This is a genomic window from Paramixta manurensis (assembly GCF_013285385.1).
GTDB lineage: Bacteria > Pseudomonadota > Gammaproteobacteria > Enterobacterales > Enterobacteriaceae > Paramixta > Paramixta manurensis.
The window spans coordinates 3,555,377-3,574,657 of sequence record NZ_CP054212.1; the positions used below are offsets into that span (position 1 = coordinate 3,555,377).

Below are 19,281 nucleotides of genomic sequence, written 5' to 3' on the forward strand. Positions count from 1 at the left end.
ATTCAAACTGGTGCGCTTATCGGCAATCTATTTTGTCTTTTTAACGCACATTTTAACGCAAATCAGAAAAATCCAGGCCAAAATAATCCGCTGAATTTCCATACCTCAATCCACACGCATCCCTTCTCAGCACTGATATTATACTAAACGGCTGCGTTAGCGGATTCACTCATTACGTCTGCTAAAGGGTTGCCAGATACTCTCAGTATGTTAGGGTATAGTCCGAAAATTATTTGACCAGGACCCGTAGAAATATAAAAAAAGCAACCATTAACCAGGAATTATAAAATTGCATGGCAATTAAACTCGAAGTAAAAAATCTTTATAAAATATTCGGAGAAAATCCCGACCGTGCTTTTAAGCACATTGAAAAAGGAATTAGTAAGGAAGCTCTCCTTGAGAAAACAGGACTCTCTCTCGGGGTAAAAGACGCCAGTCTGGCCATTGAAGAAGGCGAGATTTTTGTCATCATGGGGTTATCCGGCTCCGGTAAATCCACCATGGTTCGCCTTCTCAATCGTCTGATAGAACCTACGCGCGGCCAAGTTATTATTGATGGCGTCGATATTGCGAAAATATCCGATAGCGAATTGCGTCAGGTGCGGCGAAATAAAGTCAGCATGGTATTTCAGTCATTCGCCCTGATGCCGCATATGACGGTATTAAATAACACTGCTTTTGGTATGGAGTTAGCTGGCGTACCGGTAAAAGAACGTCAGGATAAAGCGATGGACGCGCTGCGTCAGGTCGGGCTGGATAATTATGCTCACGCTTATCCCGATGAACTTTCTGGCGGGATGCGTCAGCGAGTTGGATTAGCGCGCGCGCTGGCCATTAACCCCGATATTTTACTGATGGATGAAGCGTTCTCGGCGCTCGATCCGCTTATTCGCACCGAAATGCAGGATGAGCTGATTAAATTGCAAGCCAAACATCAGCGTACCATTGTGTTTATTTCCCATGACCTGGATGAAGCCATGCGCATCGGCGATCGTATCGCCATCATGCAGGGCGGCGAAGTGGTGCAAATTGGTACGCCGGATGAAATTCTGAATAATCCGGCCAACGATTATGTACGAACTTTTTTCCGTGGCGTTGATATTAGCCATGTATTTAGCGCGAAAGACATCGCCCGTCGTAGCGCCGGTTCTTTGATCCGTAAATCCGCCGGTTTCGGCCCTCGTTCAGCCATCAAACTGTTGCAAGATGCCGATCGGGAATATGGCTATGTACTGGAAAAAGAAAAATTTGTTGGCGTTGTCTCGATAGATTCTCTGAAAGCCGCGCTGGCCGCCGGTGAGGGACTGGATGCCGCGCGACTCGATGCTCCCACTGCCGTAACGGGTGATACCTCGCTCAATGAACTGTTGTCGCATGTGGCGCAAGCGCCTTGCGCGGTGCCAGTCATCGGGGAGGAAAACCAGTATCTCGGCATCATTTCCAGGGGAACGTTATTGCAAGCATTAGATCGCGAGGGAGCCAACAATGAGTAATTCAGACAGTAATCCATGGGGCAGCGCGCCGGCACAGGCCGATAGCGCCTCCTCCAGTAGTAATGCTGGCGGCGCCAGCGACGCATGGGGTTCTCCGGCGTCCTCCGGCGGCCACGATGCGGCAGCCAACGGTAGCGATTGGCTGAATAGCGCGCCTGCGCCGCAGGCGGAACATTTCAACATTCTCGACCCGTTTCATAAGACGCTGATTCCGCTGGATAGCTGGGTCACGCACGGTATCGACTGGCTGGTCTCGCATTTTCGTCCGGTCTTCCAGGGGATTCGTGTCCCGGTGGACTATATTCTCAGCGCCTTCCAGCAACTGTTGTTGGGCATGCCGGCGCCGGTCGCGATTATCGTGTTCGCCTTAATTGCCTGGCAACTCTCCAGCTTTGGCATGGGGCTGGCGGCACTAATTTCGCTGATTTTAATCGGCGCAATTGGTGCCTGGTCACAGGCTATGGTGACGCTGGCTTTAGTGCTGACCGCCCTGCTGTTCTGCATCATCATCGGGCTGCCAATGGGGATCTGGCTGTCGCGCAGCGAAGGGGCGGCTCGGATTATCCGCCCCCTGTTAGATGCGATGCAAACTACGCCTGCGTTCGTCTACCTGGTGCCGATCGTGATGTTGTTCGGGATTGGTAACGTGCCGGGAGTGGTTGTCACCATTATCTTTGCGTTACCACCGATTATTCGTTTAACCATCCTCGGTATTAAACAAGTTCCGGCAGACCTGGTTGAAGCCGCCGAATCCTTTGGCGCTAACCCGCGCCAGATGTTGTTCAAAGTTCAGCTCCCGCTCGCCATGCCAACCATTATGGCTGGCGTTAACCAGACGCTGATGCTGGCGTTGTCAATGGTGGTTATCGCGTCAATGATTGCCGTTGGCGGCCTCGGCCAGATGGTATTACGCGGTATTGGTCGGCTTGATATGGGGCTGGCGAGTGTCGGCGGCGTTGGCATTGTGATCCTCGCCATTATTCTTGATCGCCTCACGCAATCATTAGGCCGTGATAGCCGTAGCCGCGGTAATCGCCGCTGGTATACCACTGGCCCCATTGGGCTACTGGCCCGTCCTTTTATTAAATAGTTCTCCCGGCGGTGCAAACAAAGCGCCGCCCTACCATTACTCATAAGGAATCACTATGCGCAAGACAGTTATTTTGGCCGCCGCCTTAACGACCCTGGCCGCGACGCAAGTTTCCGCCGCCGAGTTGCCGGGTAAAGGCATTACCGTGAAGCCGGTGCAGAGTACCATTACCGAAGAAACCTTTCAGACGCTGCTGGTGAGCCGTGCGTTGGAAAAACTCGGTTACAGCGTCGAAAAGCCTAGCGAAGTCGACTACAACGTTGGCTATACCTCCATTGCCTCTGGCGATGCCACTTTTACCGCCGTTAACTGGCAGCCTCTGCATGACGATATGTATAAAGCCGCCGGCGGCGATCAAAAGTTTTATCGCGAGGGTAATTATGTGCAAGGCGCGGCTCAGGGTTATCTGATTGATAAGAAAACCGCCGAGAAATACCACATTACGCGTATCGATCAATTAAAAGATCCAAAACTGGCGAAATTGTTCGACACCAATGGCGATGGTAAAGCGGACCTGACTGGCTGTACGCCGGGCTGGGGCTGTGAAGCGGTGATTAATCATCAGATCAATGCCTACGGCTTAAGCAATACGGTCGTGCACAACCAGGGCAACTATTCGGCGCTGATCGCCGATACGATTGCGCGTTATAAGCAAGGTAAACCCATTCTTTATTACACTTGGACGCCGTATTGGGTAAGTGATGTGCTGGTGCCAGGAAAAGATGTGGTTTGGTTGCAAGTTCCGTTCTCATCAATGCCTGGCGCGCAGAAAGGTGTAGATACCAAACTGCCTAACGGCGCTAACTATGGTTTCCCGGTCAATACCATGCGTATTGTCGCTAACAAAGCTTGGGCGGAGAAAAACCCGGCTGCCGCGAAACTGTTCGCTGAAATGCAGTTACCGATTGCCGATATTAACGCGCAAAACGCACGTATGCATCAGGGCCAGTCTTCTGAAGAAGATATCAACGCACACGTTGATGGCTGGATTAAAGCACATCAGGCGCAATTTAATAAATGGGTTCAGGATGCCCAAGCCGCCGCGAAATAATCGCAACGCCAAATAACCTGAATGTCAGCAGGGAGCCTTTATGGCTCCCTTATTGATCGCGGTTTGGTCCCTCACTTTCCCCGTCGGCATATCGTCATCCATAAACGCAGAATCTTCCGATATTATGTCTTATGACGCATTTTTTAACCGTCAGATATGAGGTGTCGCGCTTTCCGATAAGTGGCGCGCACCGTGGCGCTCACACTAATTAACCAACCAAATGTAAATCAGAAGATTTCCGCCCGACTGGGGTGTAAAGCGTTTACACAGTCTGGTATGGTTTGCACTGGTTATTCAGGTTGGTTATTTTTTCGCATGCAATTAATTAGAAATGGGAAAGGTATTTGTGCGTCATGAGTGAGCAAAATGAGGTGCCTGGCACAAGCACCAGCCCCATAGCAACACTACGCGAAGGGATGATTGATAGTTTACCGATCGTCATCAGCTACGTGCCTGTGGCCTTCGCTTTTGGATTAAACGCAACCAAGTTGGGCTTTACGCCAATTGAAGCACTTTTTTTCTCTTGCATCATCTATGCCGGAGCCAGTCAGTTTGTGATCACCGCTTTACTTAGCGCTGGCGCAACATTGTGGGTTGCCGCGCTAACCGTAATGGCGATGGATATTCGCCATGTGCTATATGGCCCTTCTTTACGCCAGCGGATCCTGCAACCGCTTAACGCGCGCAAAATGCCGTGGTGGGCATTTGGTCTCACCGATGAAGTTTTCGCTGCCGCCACCGCCAAGTTATATCGTAACCAACGAAGCTGGAGCGAGAACTGGATGCTGGGCATTAGCTTCTGCTCATGGTTTTCCTGGGTGTTGGGAACCGCGCTGGGCGCTTGGTCCGGCAACGGTTTGCTGGACAACTTTCCAGCGGTCGAAGCTGCGCTGACCTTTATGCTGCCCGCGCTGTTTATGAGTTTCTTGTTGGCATCATTCCAGCGCCGCCAGCGCTATACGGTGACCGCCGCGCTGGCCGGTGCGTTGCTCGGCGTAACGCTGTTTTCCATCCCGGCGGCGATCCTTTCCGGTATCGTTTTTGGCTGCCTTGCTTCATTGATTCCGGTCAGAACGAAAGGAACTTCATGATGAATACGCAAGTCTTACTGCTGGGCATCGTGGTGGGTACCGCCAACTTCCTGTTTCGTTATTTACCGCTACGCCTGAAGAAAAAACAGCAAACCTCTTCAATGCAGCGAGGTATTACTGCCCTGCTGCTGGATAGCATCGGTATTGCTTCTATCTGTGCTTTGCTGGTGGTTTCCAGCGTGCCGGATATTCAGCATAGCCCCGGCAAGTTAATTCCCACTCTAGTGGGGTTTGGCGTGTTGGGTGCAACCTTTTACAAAACCCGCAGCATCATTTTATCGACGCTGCTGAGCGCTCTGGGTTATGGAGTGACCTGGAAAATATTGATGGTGGCAATGTGATCGTGCGAACAATCACGTCCGGAAAAAATGATTATGCTTAATCTATCACCATCGTTACTATACCAGTCGTAACAAGTGAGGTTCCTTTAAGATGGAAAGTTCGTTTACTCCCATTGAACAGATGCTCAATTTCCGTGCCAATCGCCAGAAAGATTTCCCTTTGCAGGAGATTATGCTGACGCGTTTGTGTATGCATATGCAAAGCAAGCTGCTGGATAACCGCAATAAAATGCTGAAAGCTCAAGGGATTAACGAGACATTATTTATGGCTTTGATCACGCTGGATGCGCAAGAAAGTCAAAGCATCCAGCCATCAGAACTGAGCTCCGCGTTGGGCTCATCGCGTACTAATGCAACGCGCATCGCCGATGAGCTGGAGAAACGCGGTTGGATTGAGCGCCGTGAAAGCGATAATGATCGCCGTTGCTTACATCTGCATTTGACCGAAAAAGGCAATGCATTCTTGCGCCAGGTTCTGCCGCCTCAGCATCAAAGCCTGCAATATTTATGGTCGTCTCTGAGCACCAGCGAAAAGAGCCAGTTAGAGGGTATTACACGTAAGTTGCTCAATCGTCTTGATCAAATGGATGAAGAGCAACTTATCGCCTCGCTTTCTCGCCAATAGCAATTACTGCGACACAATCACGGTTAGAAACCGCTATTTTAGTCCCCCATTTACGCATGCCAGCGCTTGTACCGCTGGCATTTTAGGCTCGGGCAACTGCGTGCAAGGATGCGTGTAACCCGAAATACGTGGAAAACTGGAGAAAACCATGAGTGCAAATGCGGAGACAGTAAACCCGCAGCAGCCGGCCAATAAAAAGAAAAAACGCAAAGGCGCGTTGATTTTTCTGGCTGTTCTGTTTGTTCTGATTGGCATCGCTTACCTGATTTACTGGTTCCTGGTATTACGTTTTTACCAGGAAACGGACGATGCTTACGTTGCGGGAAACCAGGTGCAGGTTATGGCGCAGGTCTCCGGTAGTGTCAATAAGGTTTGGTTCGACAATACCGATTTCGTCAAAAAAGGCGATGTGTTGGTCACGCTGGACAAAACCGATGCGCAACAGGCGGTTGAAAGAGCGCAGACCGCTTTAGCCACCAGCGTGCGTCAAACCCATCAGCAGATGATCAATAGTAAACAGTTGCAGGCCACCATTGAGCTGCAAAAAACCGCATTATCCCAGGCAGAGGCGGACCTTCAGCGCCGTATACCGCTGGGCGCATCTAACCTGATTGGTCGCGAAGAGTTGCAACACGCCCGTGATGCGGTAACCACCGCCAAAGCGCAGTTGGATGTGGCTGTTCAACAATATAATGCTAACCAAGCCATGATCCTGAACACCTCGCTGGAAAATCAGCCCGCGGTTAAACAGAATGCGGCTGCGCTGCGTGACGCCTGGCTGGCGTTGCAACGTACCGAAATTCGTAGCCCGATGGATGGTTATGTTTCTCGTCGTAACGTTCAGGTGGGGTCACAGATCTCCACATCAACGCCGTTGTTGGCGGTGGTGCCTGCTCAAGGTTTGTGGGTAGACGCTAACTTCAAAGAAACACAATTAGCGGATGTACGCATTGGGCAATCTGCTACGGTGACTAGCGATATTTACGGTGATGATTTTGTCTATCACGGCAAAGTGGTCGGCCTTGATATGGGTACCGGTAGCGCGTTCTCTCTGTTGCCGGCGCAAAACGCCACCGGTAACTGGATTAAAGTTGTGCAACGTCTGCCAGTACGTATTGAACTCGATCCGAAAGAGACACAACAACGTCCACTGCGTATTGGCCTTTCCACGTTGGTCAAAGTGGATACCACCCATAAAGACGGCAGCATGCTGGCGACCAGCGTGCGGCAAACACCAGCTTATGAAAGTAATGCGTTGGCGCTAGATCTGGCGCCGGTGAATCAGATGATTGCCGACATTATTCATGAGAATGCGGGTCAATAGCGCCGGAGGCTGTTGTGGCACAAAAACCGCTTGAGGGCGCCCAACTTGTTTTAATGACCATCGCGCTGTCGATGGCAACATTTATGCAAGTATTGGACTCCACCATTGCAAACGTGGCCATTCCGACGATAGCCGGTAACCTGGGCGCCTCGAACTCTCAGGGGACGTGGGTTATTACCTCGTTTGGCGTTGCAAACGCAATCTCGATTCCCATTACCGGCTGGCTGGCAAAACGGGTTGGTGAAGTGAAGTTGTTCACCTGGGCGACGGCAGCGTTTGCCGTCGCTTCATGGCTGTGCGGCATGTCAGAAAACCTTAGCATGCTGATTTTCTTCCGTGTGCTACAAGGCGTGGTGGCCGGGCCGTTGATTCCGCTGTCGCAAAGTTTGCTGTTAAGCAACTATCCGCCTGCCAAACGGAGCGTCGCCCTCTCGCTGTGGGCGATGACGGTAATTGTCGCGCCGATTTGCGGCCCGATACTCGGCGGTTGGATCAGTGATAATTACCATTGGGGTTGGATTTTCTTCATCAACGTGCCGATCGGCGTGGTGGTGGTGTTACTGACGCTGCAAACGCTACGCACGCGGGAAACCAAAACCACGATACAACCGATTGATACCGTCGGTTTGGTGTTATTGGTGGTTGGGATTGGCTGTTTGCAGGTGATGCTTGACCGGGGACGTGAACTTGATTGGTTTAACTCCAGCGAAATAATAACGCTCACGATCATCGCCGTCATTGCGCTGGCGGTGCTACTGGTCTGGGAGTTGACCGATGACCACCCGATTGTCGATCTTTCGCTATTTAAGTCGCGAAACTTCACCATCGGCTGTTTATCGATCAGTCTCGCCTACATGCTCTATTTCGGCTCAATTGTTCTATTGCCGCAATTATTGCAAGAAGTGTATGGGTACACCGCGACTTGGGCCGGGCTGGCTTCCGCGCCAGTGGGGATTATTCCGGTTATTTTATCGCCCATTATCGGTCGTTTTGCCCACAAGCTAGATATGCGCCGGCTGGTTACCTTTAGCTTTATTATGTACGCGGTCTGCTTTTACTGGCGCGCCTATACCTTTGAACCCGATATGAACTTCGGCGCTTCGGCGTGGCCGCAGTTTATTCAGGGTTTTGCGGTAGCCTGCTTCTTTATGCCGCTAACCACCATAACGCTTTCCGGCCTCGCGCCCGAACGTTTGGCGGCCGCGTCCAGTTTGTCGAACTTTGTCCGTACCCTGGCGGGTTCAATCGGTACCTCAATCACCACCACGATGTGGACCGATCGTGAGTCGATGCACCATAGCTATTTCAGCGAATCGATTACTCCGTTCAATGATAACTCCCAGGCGATGTATCAACAGTTGGAACAATTGGGTATGACGCATCAGCAGGCTTCAGCCTATATTGCCCAGCAGATTACCAACCAAGGGCTGATTATTTCCGCCAATGAAATTTTTTGGGCATCGGCAGCGGTATTCCTGGTGTTACTGATTATGATTTGGTTCGCTCGCCCACCCTTTGGCTCCGGGAGTGGCGGCGGCGGTGCGCACTAATTAGCATTAGCACCGCGCAATAAAAAAGGGCACGTTACGTAACGTGCCCTTTTTTATTGCATCTGACAGGTTAATTGTGGTTCTGACGCCACCACTCGGCCAGCAAAATACCGGTTGCCACCGAAACGTTCAGGCTTTCTACCTTGCCCGTACCGCCGATCGAGATGCTGAGATCGCCCTGTTGCCAGATGCTATCAGATAAGCCATCGCGCTCTTGGCCCAGTACCAGCACCACTTTCGCCGGCAGCTTCGCCTGTGAAAGCGGCACGCCTTTATGGCTCGAAGTGGTCACCAAGGTATACCCCGCGCGCCGAAATGCATCCAAACCTGCGGCAAAACTTTCAGCGCCAAGCGCCTGAACGTGCTCCGCTCCGCCTTCCGCAGTACGGACAGCAGCGCCTGACTCCAACAGCGAAGCGTCATCCACCAGCAGACCTTTCGCGCCAAAGTGCGCGCAGCTGCGCATAATGCCGCCCAGATTATGTGGGTTACCGATATCTTCCAGCGCCAACACGCAATCTGTATCGCCGACACTGCTCAACCATTCGCTAACCGCCATACCCACACGCTTTTTAATCAAAAAGCAGACGCCACCGTGATGCTCGGTACCAGACGCTTTCGCCAGTTCTGCATCATCGACCACATGGTAGGCTTTACGGTTTGCGGCCATCCAACGCAGCGCTTCACGAAAGCGCGGCGTCACACCTTGCACAAACCATGCGCGAACAATGCACTCCGGTCGGCTCTGGAACAACGCCTGACAGGCGTTTTCACCATACACACGGGTTTCTTCCATGCGCTGGCGGCGTAACTGTTCCGGGTCGATAAAACTTTTACCGCTAATACCGCCGTGATCCGGCTTGCTCTCTTCATTCGGCGCACGCGATACGGTGCGCCACGGAGAATCACCGTGGGCGCTATCACGATCGCGATCACGCCCGCCGCGCGGCTTATCATCCGCATGCCGTGAAGGGCGACGACCGTTATCAGGTCGCGCGGCACCCGTACGGCCACCTTTGCCGGTACGTGGATTTTGTCCGCGTTTCTCACTCTCGTCATCACCGCGAACATACATCACTTTGACTTTGCCGCTTTTACCTTTAAATTCGTCGTTCATCTGTTCCTCCACCTGGCTGAGCGCGAAGCGCGCAGATTACCTGATGTGGGCCCGCTTAGCTATTAACTTCCACTAAAAGCTAATAACTATTGTACCCATTGAATATTCCACGTTGTTGCTGCATCAGCGTATACCGATAATTAACCTCTTAAAGTGTAGTAAGCGTTCACATAGCGCTTGATAGCAACTGATTACTGAGGTGAACAATGAATACGGTATGTTCCTCATGCCAGGCAACCAATCGCGTTCCGGAAGAGCGTATCGCTGACGGTGCAAAATGCGGGCGCTGTGGTAACGAATTGTTTGAAGGCGAAGTTATTAATGCAACGACCGCAACGCTGGATAAATATCTTCAAGATGAGTTGCCCGTGGTGGTCGATTTCTGGGCACCGTGGTGCGGCCCCTGCGTTAACTTCGCGCCAATCTATGAAGATGTCGCGGAGGAGCGCCACGGAAAAGTCCGCTTTATCAAAGTGAATACTGAAGCAGAGCCGGAGCTGAGCGCGCGTTTTCGTATCCGCAGCATTCCAACCATTATGCTGTTTAAACATGGTCAGGTTGTGGATGTTTTGAGCGGCGCGATGCCGAAAGCGCCGTTTAATGAATGGCTCGACGAGGCGATCTAACAAGGTGCGGCTGACGGTTGTTGGCCGCGCTACGTTTATCCCGCATTTCCCGTTACAATGGTGTTTTTCGTTGACCAGACACCATGACCAATAACGCTGTTCTGCAATTACGCGCCAAACGATTGGCGCAAGCGACACGCCCATTTCTTGCCCGCGGTAATCGCGTTCGTCGCTGTCAGGGATGTTTGTTGCCGCAAAAGCTGTGTCTCTGTCCGGAAATTTCACCGACCCACGCCCGTAGCCGTTTCTGTTTAGTCATGTTCGATACCGAGCCAATGAAACCCAGCAATACCGGGCGGCTGATCGCTGATATTCTGCCGAATACTCAAGCATTTGGCTGGTCACGCACCGAGCCCGATCCGGCATTGTTGGCGGCGGTCAATGATCCTCACTATCAACCGCTTGTAGTCTTCCCTGAATCTTATGCGGATGTCGGGCGTGAGGTATTGAACACGCCGCCACTCAGCGGAAAGCCACCGCTATTCATTATGTTAGATGGCACCTGGACTGAAGCCCGCAAAATGTTTCGTAAAAGTCCCTGGCTGGATAATCTACCGGTGATGTCGCTCGTGCTGACCACCCCGTCTCGTTACACGTTACGCGAGGCACATGCCGCCGGTCAGCACTGTACCGCTGAAGTCGCCGCCGAATTACTGGCACAGGCAGGCGATAGCGCCGCGTCGCAGGCGTTGACCGATCATTTCAACGTGTTTCGCCACCGATATCTGGCGGGAAAACCTCATCATCCGATCCATCACACAGCAAACATGGCGGAAAACATTTAGACTCAGGCAGAGCTAATTTATTCGGGAGTGGGAGATGAGCCAACGAGGACTGGAAGCGCTATTACGGCCAAAATCGATTGCCGTTATCGGTGCGTCAATACATCCCGGGCGCGCCGGTTATCTGATGATGCGTAATCTGTTAGCGGGCGGTTTTAGCGGCCCGGTTATGCCGGTCACTCCCAAATATCACGCGGTTTGTGGTGTATTGGCCTGGCCGGAGATTAACGCCCTGCCTTTCGCCCCCGATTTAGCCATTATTTGTACTAACGCCCGCCGTAACCTTGAGTTGTTGCGTCAGCTCGGTGAGAAAGGCTGCAAAGCCTGCATTATTCTTTCCGCGCCGGAGGGGCAACTCGCCGCTCTGAAAGCTTGCGCCAGCCAGTGGCAAATACGTTTATTAGGCCCAAATAGCCTTGGTTTGCTGGCGCCGTGGCAAGGGTTGAATGCCAGTTTTTCACCGGTGCCAATACAAAAAGGCAAGCTGGCGTTTGTTTCACAATCAGCGGCCGTCTCCAATACCATCCTGGATTGGGCGCAGCAAAGGCAGTTGGGCTTCTCTTGGTTTATCGCGCTGGGCGATAGCCTTGATATTGATGTCGATGACCTGCTGGATTTCCTCGCCCGTGATGGCAAAACCAGCGCTATTCTGCTTTACCTCGAACATCTCAGCGACGCACGGCGCTTTGTTTCGGCCTCACGTAGCGCGTCGCGTAATAAACCGATTCTGGTGATTAAAAGTGGACGTAGCCATCAGGCGCAGGCGCTTCTGAATACGCACAGCGGCCTGGATGCGGCCTGGGATGCGGCAATTCAGCGCGCCGGTCTGTTGCGCGTACAGGATACCCATGAGCTTTTTTCCGCCGTAGAAACGCTGAGTCATATGCGCCCGCTACGCGGAGAACGGTTGCTGATAGTCAGCAATGGTGCGGCGCCGGCTGCGCTAGCGCTTGACGCGCTCTACGCCCGAAACGGTAAGTTGGCGACGCTCAGTGAAGAAACCTTAACGGCGTTATCCGCTCTTCTCCCGGCTGGATGTACTTCAGCTAATCCCCTCGATTTGAAGGACGACGCCACCCCCGAGCGCTATCTGGCAACGCTGGAGCTGCTTTTAGATAACCGAGATTATGACGCGCTGATGATCGTCCATGCGCCTAGCGCAGCGGCGCCAGCTACGCTTACCGCGCAGCGTATCATTGAGTGTGTAAAGCAGCATCCACGCGGCGGACGCGTGACGTTACTGACTAACTGGTGCGGTGAATTTTCCTCACTGGAAGCGCGCCGCGCCTTTAGCGATGCCGGGATTCCGACTTATCGGACACCAGAGGGAACCGTGACCGCGTTTATGCATATGGTGGAGTATCGGCGTAATCAGAAGCAATTACGCGAAACACCGGCGTTACCGGTGAACCTCACGCAAGATACCGCGCATGCGCATCAATTAATTCGTCAGGCGCTACATGAAGGCGCCACTACGCTGGATACCCATGAAGTTCAGGCTATTTTGCAAGCTTATGGCCTCGCTACGCTTCCAACCTGGATCGCCGGGGATAGCGCCGAAGCGGTGCATATCGCCACGCAGATTGGTTATCCGGTGGCACTAAAATTACGTTCGCCGGATATTCCGCACAAGTCAGAAGTTCAAGGGGTCATGCTCTATTTACGCACTCCGGCCGAGGTGCAACAGGCTGCCGACGCCATTGTCGATCGCGTTAAACAGACTTGGCCGCAGGCAAGGATCCATGGGCTGCTGGTGCAAAGTATGGCTAACCGTGCCGGGGCACAAGAATTACGGGTGGTGGTAGAACAAGATCCGTTATTTGGCCCGGTGATTATGTTAGGTGAAGGCGGTATTGAATGGCAGGCAGATAAACAGGCAGTCGTCGCTCTGCCGCCGCTCAATATGACCCTGGCGCGCTACTTGGTAATACAGGCGATTAAAAGCGGTAAAATACGCGGCCGCAGCGCTTTGCGTCCGTTGGATATCGCTGGGATCAGCCAAGTTCTGGTACAGGTTTCTAATCTGATTGTTGATTGCCCGGAGATTACCCGTCTCGATATTCATCCCCTGCTGGCTTCCGGCAGTGAGTTTACCTTGCTAGATGTAACACTCGCTTTAGCCCCATTTAACGGTGATAACCAAGCGCGGCTGGCCATTCGTCCTTATCCGCATGCGCTGGAAGAAAAGGTGGTAATGAAAGATGGGGAACACTGTCTGTTCCGCCCCATTTTGCCGGAGGATGAACCACTATTGCAGCGGTTTATCGCCCAGGTGACCAAAGAAGATCTCTACTACCGCTACTTTAGTGAAATCAATGAGTTTACTCATGATGATTTAGCGAATATGACGCAGATCGACTACGATCGCGAAATGGCGATCGTTGCGGTACGCGAACACGGTGGCGAACCGGAGATCATCGGCGTGACCCGCGCGATTTCCGATGCCGATAATATTGACGCTGAGTTTTCGGTTTTGGTGCGTTCTGACCTGAAAGGTTTAGGCCTTGGACGACGTTTGCTGGAAAAGATGATCGCCTATACGCATGACCACGGGCTGCAACAACTTAATGGTATTACCATGCCAGGCAATCGCGGCATGATCGCGTTGGCGCGCAAACTCGGCTTCCGTGTTGATATGCAGCTTGAAGACGATATTGTTAGCCTTGCTCTGCCTCTCAAGCCGCCCATCAACTAAAATTATACAAAAGGTAAAATTCATACCTTCGGTTGCAGTTAATGTTAAGATTGTCGGTTAGAGTCATGATTTTATGGCAAAAGGCCATTCAATGAATAGAGAAGAAGCGCATTGTGATGTTGTCTAAATTTAAGCGCAATAAGCACCAACAACACCTTGCACAGCTACCCAAACTGTCTCAGTCCGTTGCTGATGTGACAATGCTGTATACGTCGGCAGATTTTCGCAGCACGCTGCTGAAGAAAATCGCGCAAGCGACTCAGCGGATCTGCATTGTTGCGCTCTATCTGGAAAATGATGACGGTGGGCGCGATGTGTTAACGGCGTTGTATGAAGCCAAACAGGCGCGGCCTGAATTGGACGTGAGCGTTTTCGTTGACTGGCATCGTGCACAGCGTGGGCGTATCGGCGTTGCTAAAGGCGCCACCAATGCTGACTGGTATTGCGAAATGGCCAGTCGATATCCCGCAATTTCTCTTCCGATTTATGGTATTCCGGTGAATACGCGAGAAGCGCTCGGCGTTCTTCATCTGAAGGGGTTTATTATTGATGATGCGGTGCTGTATAGCGGTGCCAGTATCAATGATGTTTATTTGCATCAGCATGATAAATATCGCTATGACCGCTATCAGCTCATCCGCAACCCAAAGCTGGCTGATGCGATGTTCGTTTGGATTGAACACCATCTAAAAAATGCTGAAGCTGTGCATCGTTTGGATCAGCATGAGCGCCCTAAAAGTCCGGAGATTAAAAACGAAACACGCCAGTTTCGTCAGGATTTGCGCGGTTTCGATTATCAGGTTCAAAACGAGAGTGGTAACGAAGAGCTGGCGGTGACGCCGCTGGTCGGGTTAGGTAAGCGCAGCCTTCTGAATAAGACCATTTATCACCTGATGCCGTGCGCTGAACAGAAGTTGATCTTGTGTACTCCTTACTTCAACCTTCCCGCCATTCTGGTACGCAATATCATCGGATTGCTGCGTCAGGGCAAGCAGGTTGAGATCATTGTCGGTGATAAAACCGCTAATGACTTTTATATCCCGCCCGACCAGCCCTTTAAGATCATTGGCGCGCTGCCCTATCTCTATGAGATCAATCTGCGCCGTTTTCTTAGCCGACTGCAATATTATTTAAATTCCGGCCAACTTACCGTACGTCTGTGGAAAGATGGCGAAAATAGCTATCATTTGAAAGGCATGTGGGTTGATAACGAGTGGATGCTGATTACCGGCAATAACCTGAATCCGCGCGCCTGGCGTCTGGATCTGGAGAATGCCATTTTAATCCACGATCCGCTGGAGCAACTTACGGAGCAACGTGAACATGAACTCGCGTTGATTCGTCGTCATACCACGACGGTTAAGCATTTTCGCGACCTCGAGAGTATTGCCGATTATCCAGTAAAAGTGCGCAAGTTGATCCGTCGGTTGCGCCGCATCCGTATTGACCGTTTAATTAGCCGGATCCTCTAAGTTCTCTACCGTCAGGGAGGTGTAATTGCGTAAGCGTTTATTATTACCTCTCTTACTGTGTTCGGGTTGTAGTCATGTGGCACAGGATGCCTGGACCGGTCAGGACAAAGCTCAACATTTTTTTGGCTCGGCGATGTTATCTGTCGCCGGGAATGAATATGGGCAAAAACAGGGATGGAGTCAGGGCCGAAGTAATAGCGTGGGGCTGATGTTTGCCCTGAGCTTGGGCACCGCCAAGGAGTGGTATGACAGCCGTCCGGCGGGGTCAGGCTGGAGTTGGAAGGACTTAACCTGGGATGTAGCCGGCGCGGCGGCCGGCTATGCATTATGGAACCTTGGTCAGTAGTAAGGCATATAGGTTGCGCTAATACTCCGACGGCAAAGACAGCCGCTATTACTGGGTTCGAACTTCGCAGCCAGTATCGTGACTGGCTGATTTTATCGCAACGAAAAAAGCCCCGTACGTCAGTACGGGGCCTCGTTCTTTATATAATGCCTGGCAGTTCCCTACTCTCGCATGGGGAGACCCCACACTACCATCGGCGCTACGGCGTTTCACTTCTGAGTTCGGCATGGGGTCAGGTGGGACCACCGCGCTAGTGCCGCCAGGCAAATTCGTTTATCCGGTAAACTCGCTGAAAATCAAAACCGCGTCTCTCAAGAACGCCTCTGGCGTTGTAAGGTTAAGCCTCACGGGTCATTAGTACCGGTTAGCTCAACGCATCGCTGCGCTTACACATCCGGCCTATCAACGTCGTCGTCTTCAACGTCCCTTCAGGACCCTCAGGGGGTCAGGGAGAACTCATCTCGGGGCAAGTTTCGCGCTTAGATGCTTTCAGCGCTTATCTCTTCCGCATTTAGCTACCGGGCAGTGCCATTGGCATGACAACCCGAACACCAGTGATGCGTCCACTCCGGTCCTCTCGTACTAGGAGCAGCCCCCCTCAGTTCTCCAGCGCCCACGGCAGATAGGGACCGAACTGTCTCACGACGTTCTAAACCCAGCTCGCGTACCACTTTAAATGGCGAACAGCCATACCCTTGGGACCTACTTCAGCCCCAGGATGTGATGAGCCGACATCGAGGTGCCAAACACCGCCGTCGATATGAACTCTTGGGCGGTATCAGCCTGTTATCCCCGGAGTACCTTTTATCCGTTGAGCGATGGCCCTTCCATTCAGAACCACCGGATCACTAAGACCTGCTTTCGCACCTGCTCGCGCCGTCACGCTCGCAGTCAAGCCAGCTTATGCCTTTGCACTAACCTCACGATGTCCGACCGTGATTAGCTGACCTTCGTGCTCCTCCGTTACGCTTTGGGAGGAGACCGCCCCAGTCAAACTACCCACCAGACACTGTCCGCAGCCCGGATTACGGGCCAACGTTAGAACACCAGCCATTAAAGGGTGGTATTTCAAGGGCGGCTCCACGGGAACTGGCGTCCCCGCTTCAAAGCCTCCCACCTATCCTGCACATCAAGGACCAGTGTTCAGTGTCAAGCTGTAGTAAAGGTTCACGGGGTCTTTCCGTCTTGCCGCGGGTACACTGCATCTTCACAGCGAGTTCAATTTCACTGAGTCTCGGGTGGAGACAGCCTGGCCATCATTACGCCATTCGTGCAGGTCGGAACTTACCCGACAAGGAATTTCGCTACCTTAGGACCGTTATAGTTACGGCCGCCGTTTACCGGGGCTTCGATCAAGAGCTTCGCGTTGCCGCTAACCCCATCAATTAACCTTCCGGCACCGGGCAGGCGTCACACCGTATACGTCCACTTTCGTGTTTGCACAGTGCTGTGTTTTTAATAAACAGTTGCAGCCAGCTGGTATCTTCGACTGCCTTCAGCTCCGTGAGCAAGTCACTTCACCTAACGACAGCGTGCCTTCTCCCGAAGTTACGGCACCATTTTGCCTAGTTCCTTCACCCGAGTTCTCTCAAGCGCCTGGGTATTCTCTACCTGACCACCTGTGTCGGTTTGGGGTACGATTTCGTGTTGCCTGATGCTTAGAGGCTTTTCCTGGAAGCTGGGCATTTGTTACTTCAGCGCCGTAGCGCCTCGTCGTCACACCTCAGCGTTAACGGCCTTCCGGATTTACCTGGAACGCCCGCCTACATGCTTAAACCGGGACAACCGTCGCCCGGCTAACATAGCCTTCTCCGTCCCCCCTTCGCAGCAACACCAAGTACGGGAATATTAACCCGTTTCCCATCGACTACGCCTTTCGGCCTCGCCTTAGGGGTCGACTCACCCTGCCCCGATTAACGTTGGACAGGAACCCTTGGTCTTCCGGCGAGCGGGCTTTTCACCCGCTTTATCGTTACTTATGTCAGCATTCGCACTTCTGATACCTCCAGCAGCCCTCACAGGCCACCTTCGACGGCTTACAGAACGCTCCCCTACCCAACAACACTTACGTGTCGCTGCCGCAGCTTCGGTGCATGGTTTAGCCCCGTTACATCTTCCGCGCAGGCCGACTCGACCAGTGAGCTATTACGCTTTCTTTAAATGATGGCTGCTTCTAAGCCAACATCCTGGCTGTCTGGGCCTTCCCACATCGTTTCCCACTTAACCATGACTTTGGGACCTTAGCTGGCGGTCTGGGTTGTTTCCCTCTTCACGACGGACGTTAGCACCCGCCGTGTGTCTCCCGTGATAACATTCTCCGGTATTCGCAGTTTGCATCGGGTTGGTAAGCCGGGATGGCCCCCTAGCCGAAACAGTGCTCTACCCCCGGAGATGAATTCACGAGGCGCTACCTAAATAGCTTTCGGGGAGAACCAGCTATCTCCCGGTTTGATTGGCCTTTCACCCCCAGCCACAAGTCATCCGCTAATTTTTCAACATTAGTCGGTTCGGTCCTCCAGTTAGTGTTACCCAACCTTCAACCTGCCCATGGCTAGATCACCGGGTTTCGGGTCTATACCCTGCAACTTAGCGCCCGGTTAAGACTCGGTTTCCCTACGGCTCCCCTATGCGGTTAACCTTGCTACAGAATATAAGTCGCTGACCCATTATACAAAAGGTACGCAGTCACCCCATAAATGAGGCTCCCACTGCTTGTACGTACACGGTTTCAGGTTCTTTTCACTCCCCTCGCCGGGGTTCTTTTCGCCTTTCCCTCACGGTACTGGTTCACTATCGGTCAGTCAGGAGTATTTAGCCTTGGAGGATGGTCCCCCCATATTCAGACAGGATACCACGTGTCCCGCCCTACTCATCGAGCTCACAGCCAGTGCGCTTTTGTGTACGGGGCTGTCACCCTGTATCGCCGGCCTTTCCGGACCGTTCCACTAACGCACAAGCTGATTCAGGCTCTGGGCTGCTCCCCGTTCGCTCGCCGCTACTGGGGGAATCTCGGTTGATTTCTTTTCCTCGGGGTACTTAGATGTTTCAGTTCCCCCGGTTCGCCTCATGCCACTATGTATTCATGACATGATGATGCACCGAAGTGCACCGGGTTTCCCCATTCGGACATCGCCGGCTATAGCGGTTCATATCACCTTACCGGCGCTTTTCGCAGATTAGCACGTCCTTCATCGCCTCTGACTGCCAGGGCATCCACCGTGTACGCTTAGTCGCTTAACCTCACAACCCACAGGCGTCCTTCTCATCCGGTTTCGTAACGACTGCGCGTCGTAAGGGCCGCGTTGTGCAGTGCTCGCAGATGCTCACATACTTCAGTATGCTCCGCCCTGCTGCGCGCTGACGCCTTGCCCTTACTTAGCTCGTTCGTTACTCCTTCGGAGCAGAACCGCTTTCGGGTGTAAGTATTTGAGAGACTCGTGAACAACCTTGCGGTTATTCATCGTTTCAATTTTCAGCTTGTTCCGGATTGTTAAAGAGCAAATATCTCAAACGTGACTCTTGCAAGTCAGCTTTGAGATATAACGGCACGCAACTTTCACTCACATACCAGCAAGTGGCGTCCCCTAGGGGATTCGAACCCCTGTTACCGCCGTGAAAGGGCGGTGTCCTGGGCCTCTAGACGAAGGGGACGTGAAATTTGCTTTACGAATCACCGAT

At 52.4% G+C, this 19,281-nt stretch carries 14 protein-coding genes, 1 tRNA gene and 2 rRNA genes; 13 read left to right on the top strand and 4 right to left on the bottom strand.

All coding sequences use genetic code 11. The features are described 5' to 3' along the window. The first annotated feature begins 293 nt into the window (after positions 1-293). From proV to emrB, 8 genes are all read left to right on the top strand, one after another. Positions 294-1,493 carry a glycine betaine/L-proline ABC transporter ATP-binding protein ProV gene (gene proV, locus PMPD1_RS17190; protein WP_173635193.1) on the top strand — a complete coding sequence of 400 codons (1,200 nt, stop codon included), beginning with the start codon at positions 294-296 and terminating at the stop codon, positions 1,491-1,493. After that, the gene (gene proW / locus PMPD1_RS17195; RefSeq protein WP_173635194.1) at positions 1,486-2,583 is read left to right on the top strand and encodes a glycine betaine/L-proline ABC transporter permease ProW; all 1,098 of its coding nucleotides are present in this window, start codon (positions 1,486-1,488) and stop codon (positions 2,581-2,583) included. Before proV ends, proW begins: the two co-directional genes overlap by 8 nt. 55 nt (positions 2,584-2,638) lie before the next feature. Then, a complete protein-coding gene (gene proX / locus PMPD1_RS17200) occupies positions 2,639-3,634 on the top strand; it encodes a glycine betaine/L-proline ABC transporter substrate-binding protein ProX (RefSeq protein WP_173635195.1) in 996 nt (331 codons plus the stop codon). 353 nt (positions 3,635-3,987) lie between these two features. Then, positions 3,988-4,725 carry an AzlC family ABC transporter permease gene (locus PMPD1_RS17205; protein WP_173635196.1) on the top strand — a complete coding sequence of 246 codons (738 nt, stop codon included), beginning with the start codon at positions 3,988-3,990 and terminating at the stop codon, positions 4,723-4,725. Further along, positions 4,725-5,066, top strand: coding sequence for an L-valine transporter subunit YgaH (gene ygaH, locus PMPD1_RS17210; protein ID WP_173636265.1), 342 nt, complete (start codon positions 4,725-4,727; stop codon positions 5,064-5,066). The genes PMPD1_RS17205 and ygaH overlap by 1 nt, the downstream gene beginning before the upstream one ends. A 91-nt stretch (positions 5,067-5,157) precedes the next feature. Then, positions 5,158-5,691, top strand: a complete 534-nt coding sequence (gene mprA / locus PMPD1_RS17215; protein WP_173635197.1) for a transcriptional repressor MprA — start codon at positions 5,158-5,160, stop codon at positions 5,689-5,691. A gap of 148 nt (positions 5,692-5,839) precedes the next feature. Continuing rightward, positions 5,840-7,015 carry a multidrug efflux MFS transporter periplasmic adaptor subunit EmrA gene (gene emrA, locus PMPD1_RS17220; RefSeq protein ID WP_173635198.1) on the top strand — a complete coding sequence of 392 codons (1,176 nt, stop codon included), beginning with the start codon at positions 5,840-5,842 and terminating at the stop codon, positions 7,013-7,015. Between the two features lie 14 nt (positions 7,016-7,029). Continuing rightward, entirely contained in the window at positions 7,030-8,565 is a 1,536-nt protein-coding gene (emrB, locus tag PMPD1_RS17225) for a multidrug efflux MFS transporter permease subunit EmrB (protein ID WP_173635199.1), read from the top strand. Between the two features lie 70 nt (positions 8,566-8,635). Here the strand turns inward: emrB and PMPD1_RS17230 are convergent, their stop codons facing one another. Next, the gene (locus PMPD1_RS17230; RefSeq protein ID WP_173635200.1) at positions 8,636-9,682 is read right to left on the bottom strand and encodes a tRNA/rRNA methyltransferase; all 1,047 of its coding nucleotides are present in this window, start codon (positions 9,680-9,682) and stop codon (positions 8,636-8,638) included. Positions 9,683-9,888: 206 nt separating this feature from the next. Between PMPD1_RS17230 and trxC the strand changes: the two genes are divergently transcribed. The 5 genes from trxC (at position 9,889) to PMPD1_RS17255 (ending at position 15,603) form a co-directional block, all read left to right on the top strand. Next, complete coding sequence (gene trxC, locus PMPD1_RS17235; protein ID WP_173635201.1) at positions 9,889-10,308, top strand: thioredoxin TrxC; 420 nt, start codon at positions 9,889-9,891, stop codon at positions 10,306-10,308. 83 nt (positions 10,309-10,391) lie between these two features. After that, positions 10,392-11,093 carry a tRNA-uridine aminocarboxypropyltransferase gene (locus PMPD1_RS17240; protein WP_173635202.1) on the top strand — a complete coding sequence of 234 codons (702 nt, stop codon included), beginning with the start codon at positions 10,392-10,394 and terminating at the stop codon, positions 11,091-11,093. A 34-nt stretch (positions 11,094-11,127) separates the two neighbouring features. Continuing rightward, positions 11,128-13,785, top strand: a complete 2,658-nt coding sequence (locus PMPD1_RS17245) for a bifunctional acetate--CoA ligase family protein/GNAT family N-acetyltransferase (protein WP_173635203.1) — start codon at positions 11,128-11,130, stop codon at positions 13,783-13,785. Between the two features lie 116 nt (positions 13,786-13,901). Next, positions 13,902-15,257, top strand: a complete 1,356-nt coding sequence (pssA, locus tag PMPD1_RS17250) for a CDP-diacylglycerol--serine O-phosphatidyltransferase (RefSeq protein ID WP_173636266.1) — start codon at positions 13,902-13,904, stop codon at positions 15,255-15,257. Positions 15,258-15,282: 25 nt separating this feature from the next. Then, complete coding sequence (locus PMPD1_RS17255; protein WP_173635204.1) at positions 15,283-15,603, top strand: YfiM family lipoprotein; 321 nt, start codon at positions 15,283-15,285, stop codon at positions 15,601-15,603. A gap of 148 nt (positions 15,604-15,751) precedes the next feature. On the opposite strand, the gene rrf is transcribed toward PMPD1_RS17255, so the two are convergent. The 3 genes from rrf to PMPD1_RS17270 form a co-directional block, all read right to left on the bottom strand. Next, a 5S ribosomal RNA gene (gene rrf, locus PMPD1_RS17260) occupies positions 15,752-15,867 on the bottom strand. Positions 15,868-15,936: 69 nt separating this feature from the next. Continuing rightward, positions 15,937-18,843 (bottom strand): 23S ribosomal RNA (locus PMPD1_RS17265). Positions 18,844-19,178: 335 nt separating this feature from the next. Further along, positions 19,179-19,254 (bottom strand) — tRNA-Glu (locus PMPD1_RS17270). Between the last annotated feature and the right edge of the window lie 27 nt (positions 19,255-19,281).

Bases quoted from the DNA above. Each gene is read 5' to 3' on its own strand.
- proV (WP_173635193.1), top strand. From the start codon at position 294: ATGGCAATTAAACTCGAAGTAAAAAATCTTTATAAAATATTCGGAGAA.
- proW (WP_173635194.1), top strand. From the start codon at position 1,486: ATGAGTAATTCAGACAGTAATCCATGGGGCAGCGCGCCGGCACAGGCC.
- proX (WP_173635195.1), top strand. From the start codon at position 2,639: ATGCGCAAGACAGTTATTTTGGCCGCCGCCTTAACGACCCTGGCCGCG.
- PMPD1_RS17205 (WP_173635196.1), top strand. From the start codon at position 3,988: ATGAGTGAGCAAAATGAGGTGCCTGGCACAAGCACCAGCCCCATAGCA.
- ygaH (WP_173636265.1), top strand. From the start codon at position 4,725: ATGAATACGCAAGTCTTACTGCTGGGCATCGTGGTGGGTACCGCCAAC.
- mprA (WP_173635197.1), top strand. From the start codon at position 5,158: ATGGAAAGTTCGTTTACTCCCATTGAACAGATGCTCAATTTCCGTGCC.
- emrA (WP_173635198.1), top strand. From the start codon at position 5,840: ATGAGTGCAAATGCGGAGACAGTAAACCCGCAGCAGCCGGCCAATAAA.
- PMPD1_RS17230 (WP_173635200.1), bottom strand. From the start codon at position 9,682: ATGAACGACGAATTTAAAGGTAAAAGCGGCAAAGTCAAAGTGATGTAT.
- trxC (WP_173635201.1), top strand. From the start codon at position 9,889: ATGAATACGGTATGTTCCTCATGCCAGGCAACCAATCGCGTTCCGGAA.
- PMPD1_RS17240 (WP_173635202.1), top strand. From the start codon at position 10,392: ATGACCAATAACGCTGTTCTGCAATTACGCGCCAAACGATTGGCGCAA.
- PMPD1_RS17245 (WP_173635203.1), top strand. From the start codon at position 11,128: ATGAGCCAACGAGGACTGGAAGCGCTATTACGGCCAAAATCGATTGCC.
- pssA (WP_173636266.1), top strand. From the start codon at position 13,902: ATGTTGTCTAAATTTAAGCGCAATAAGCACCAACAACACCTTGCACAG.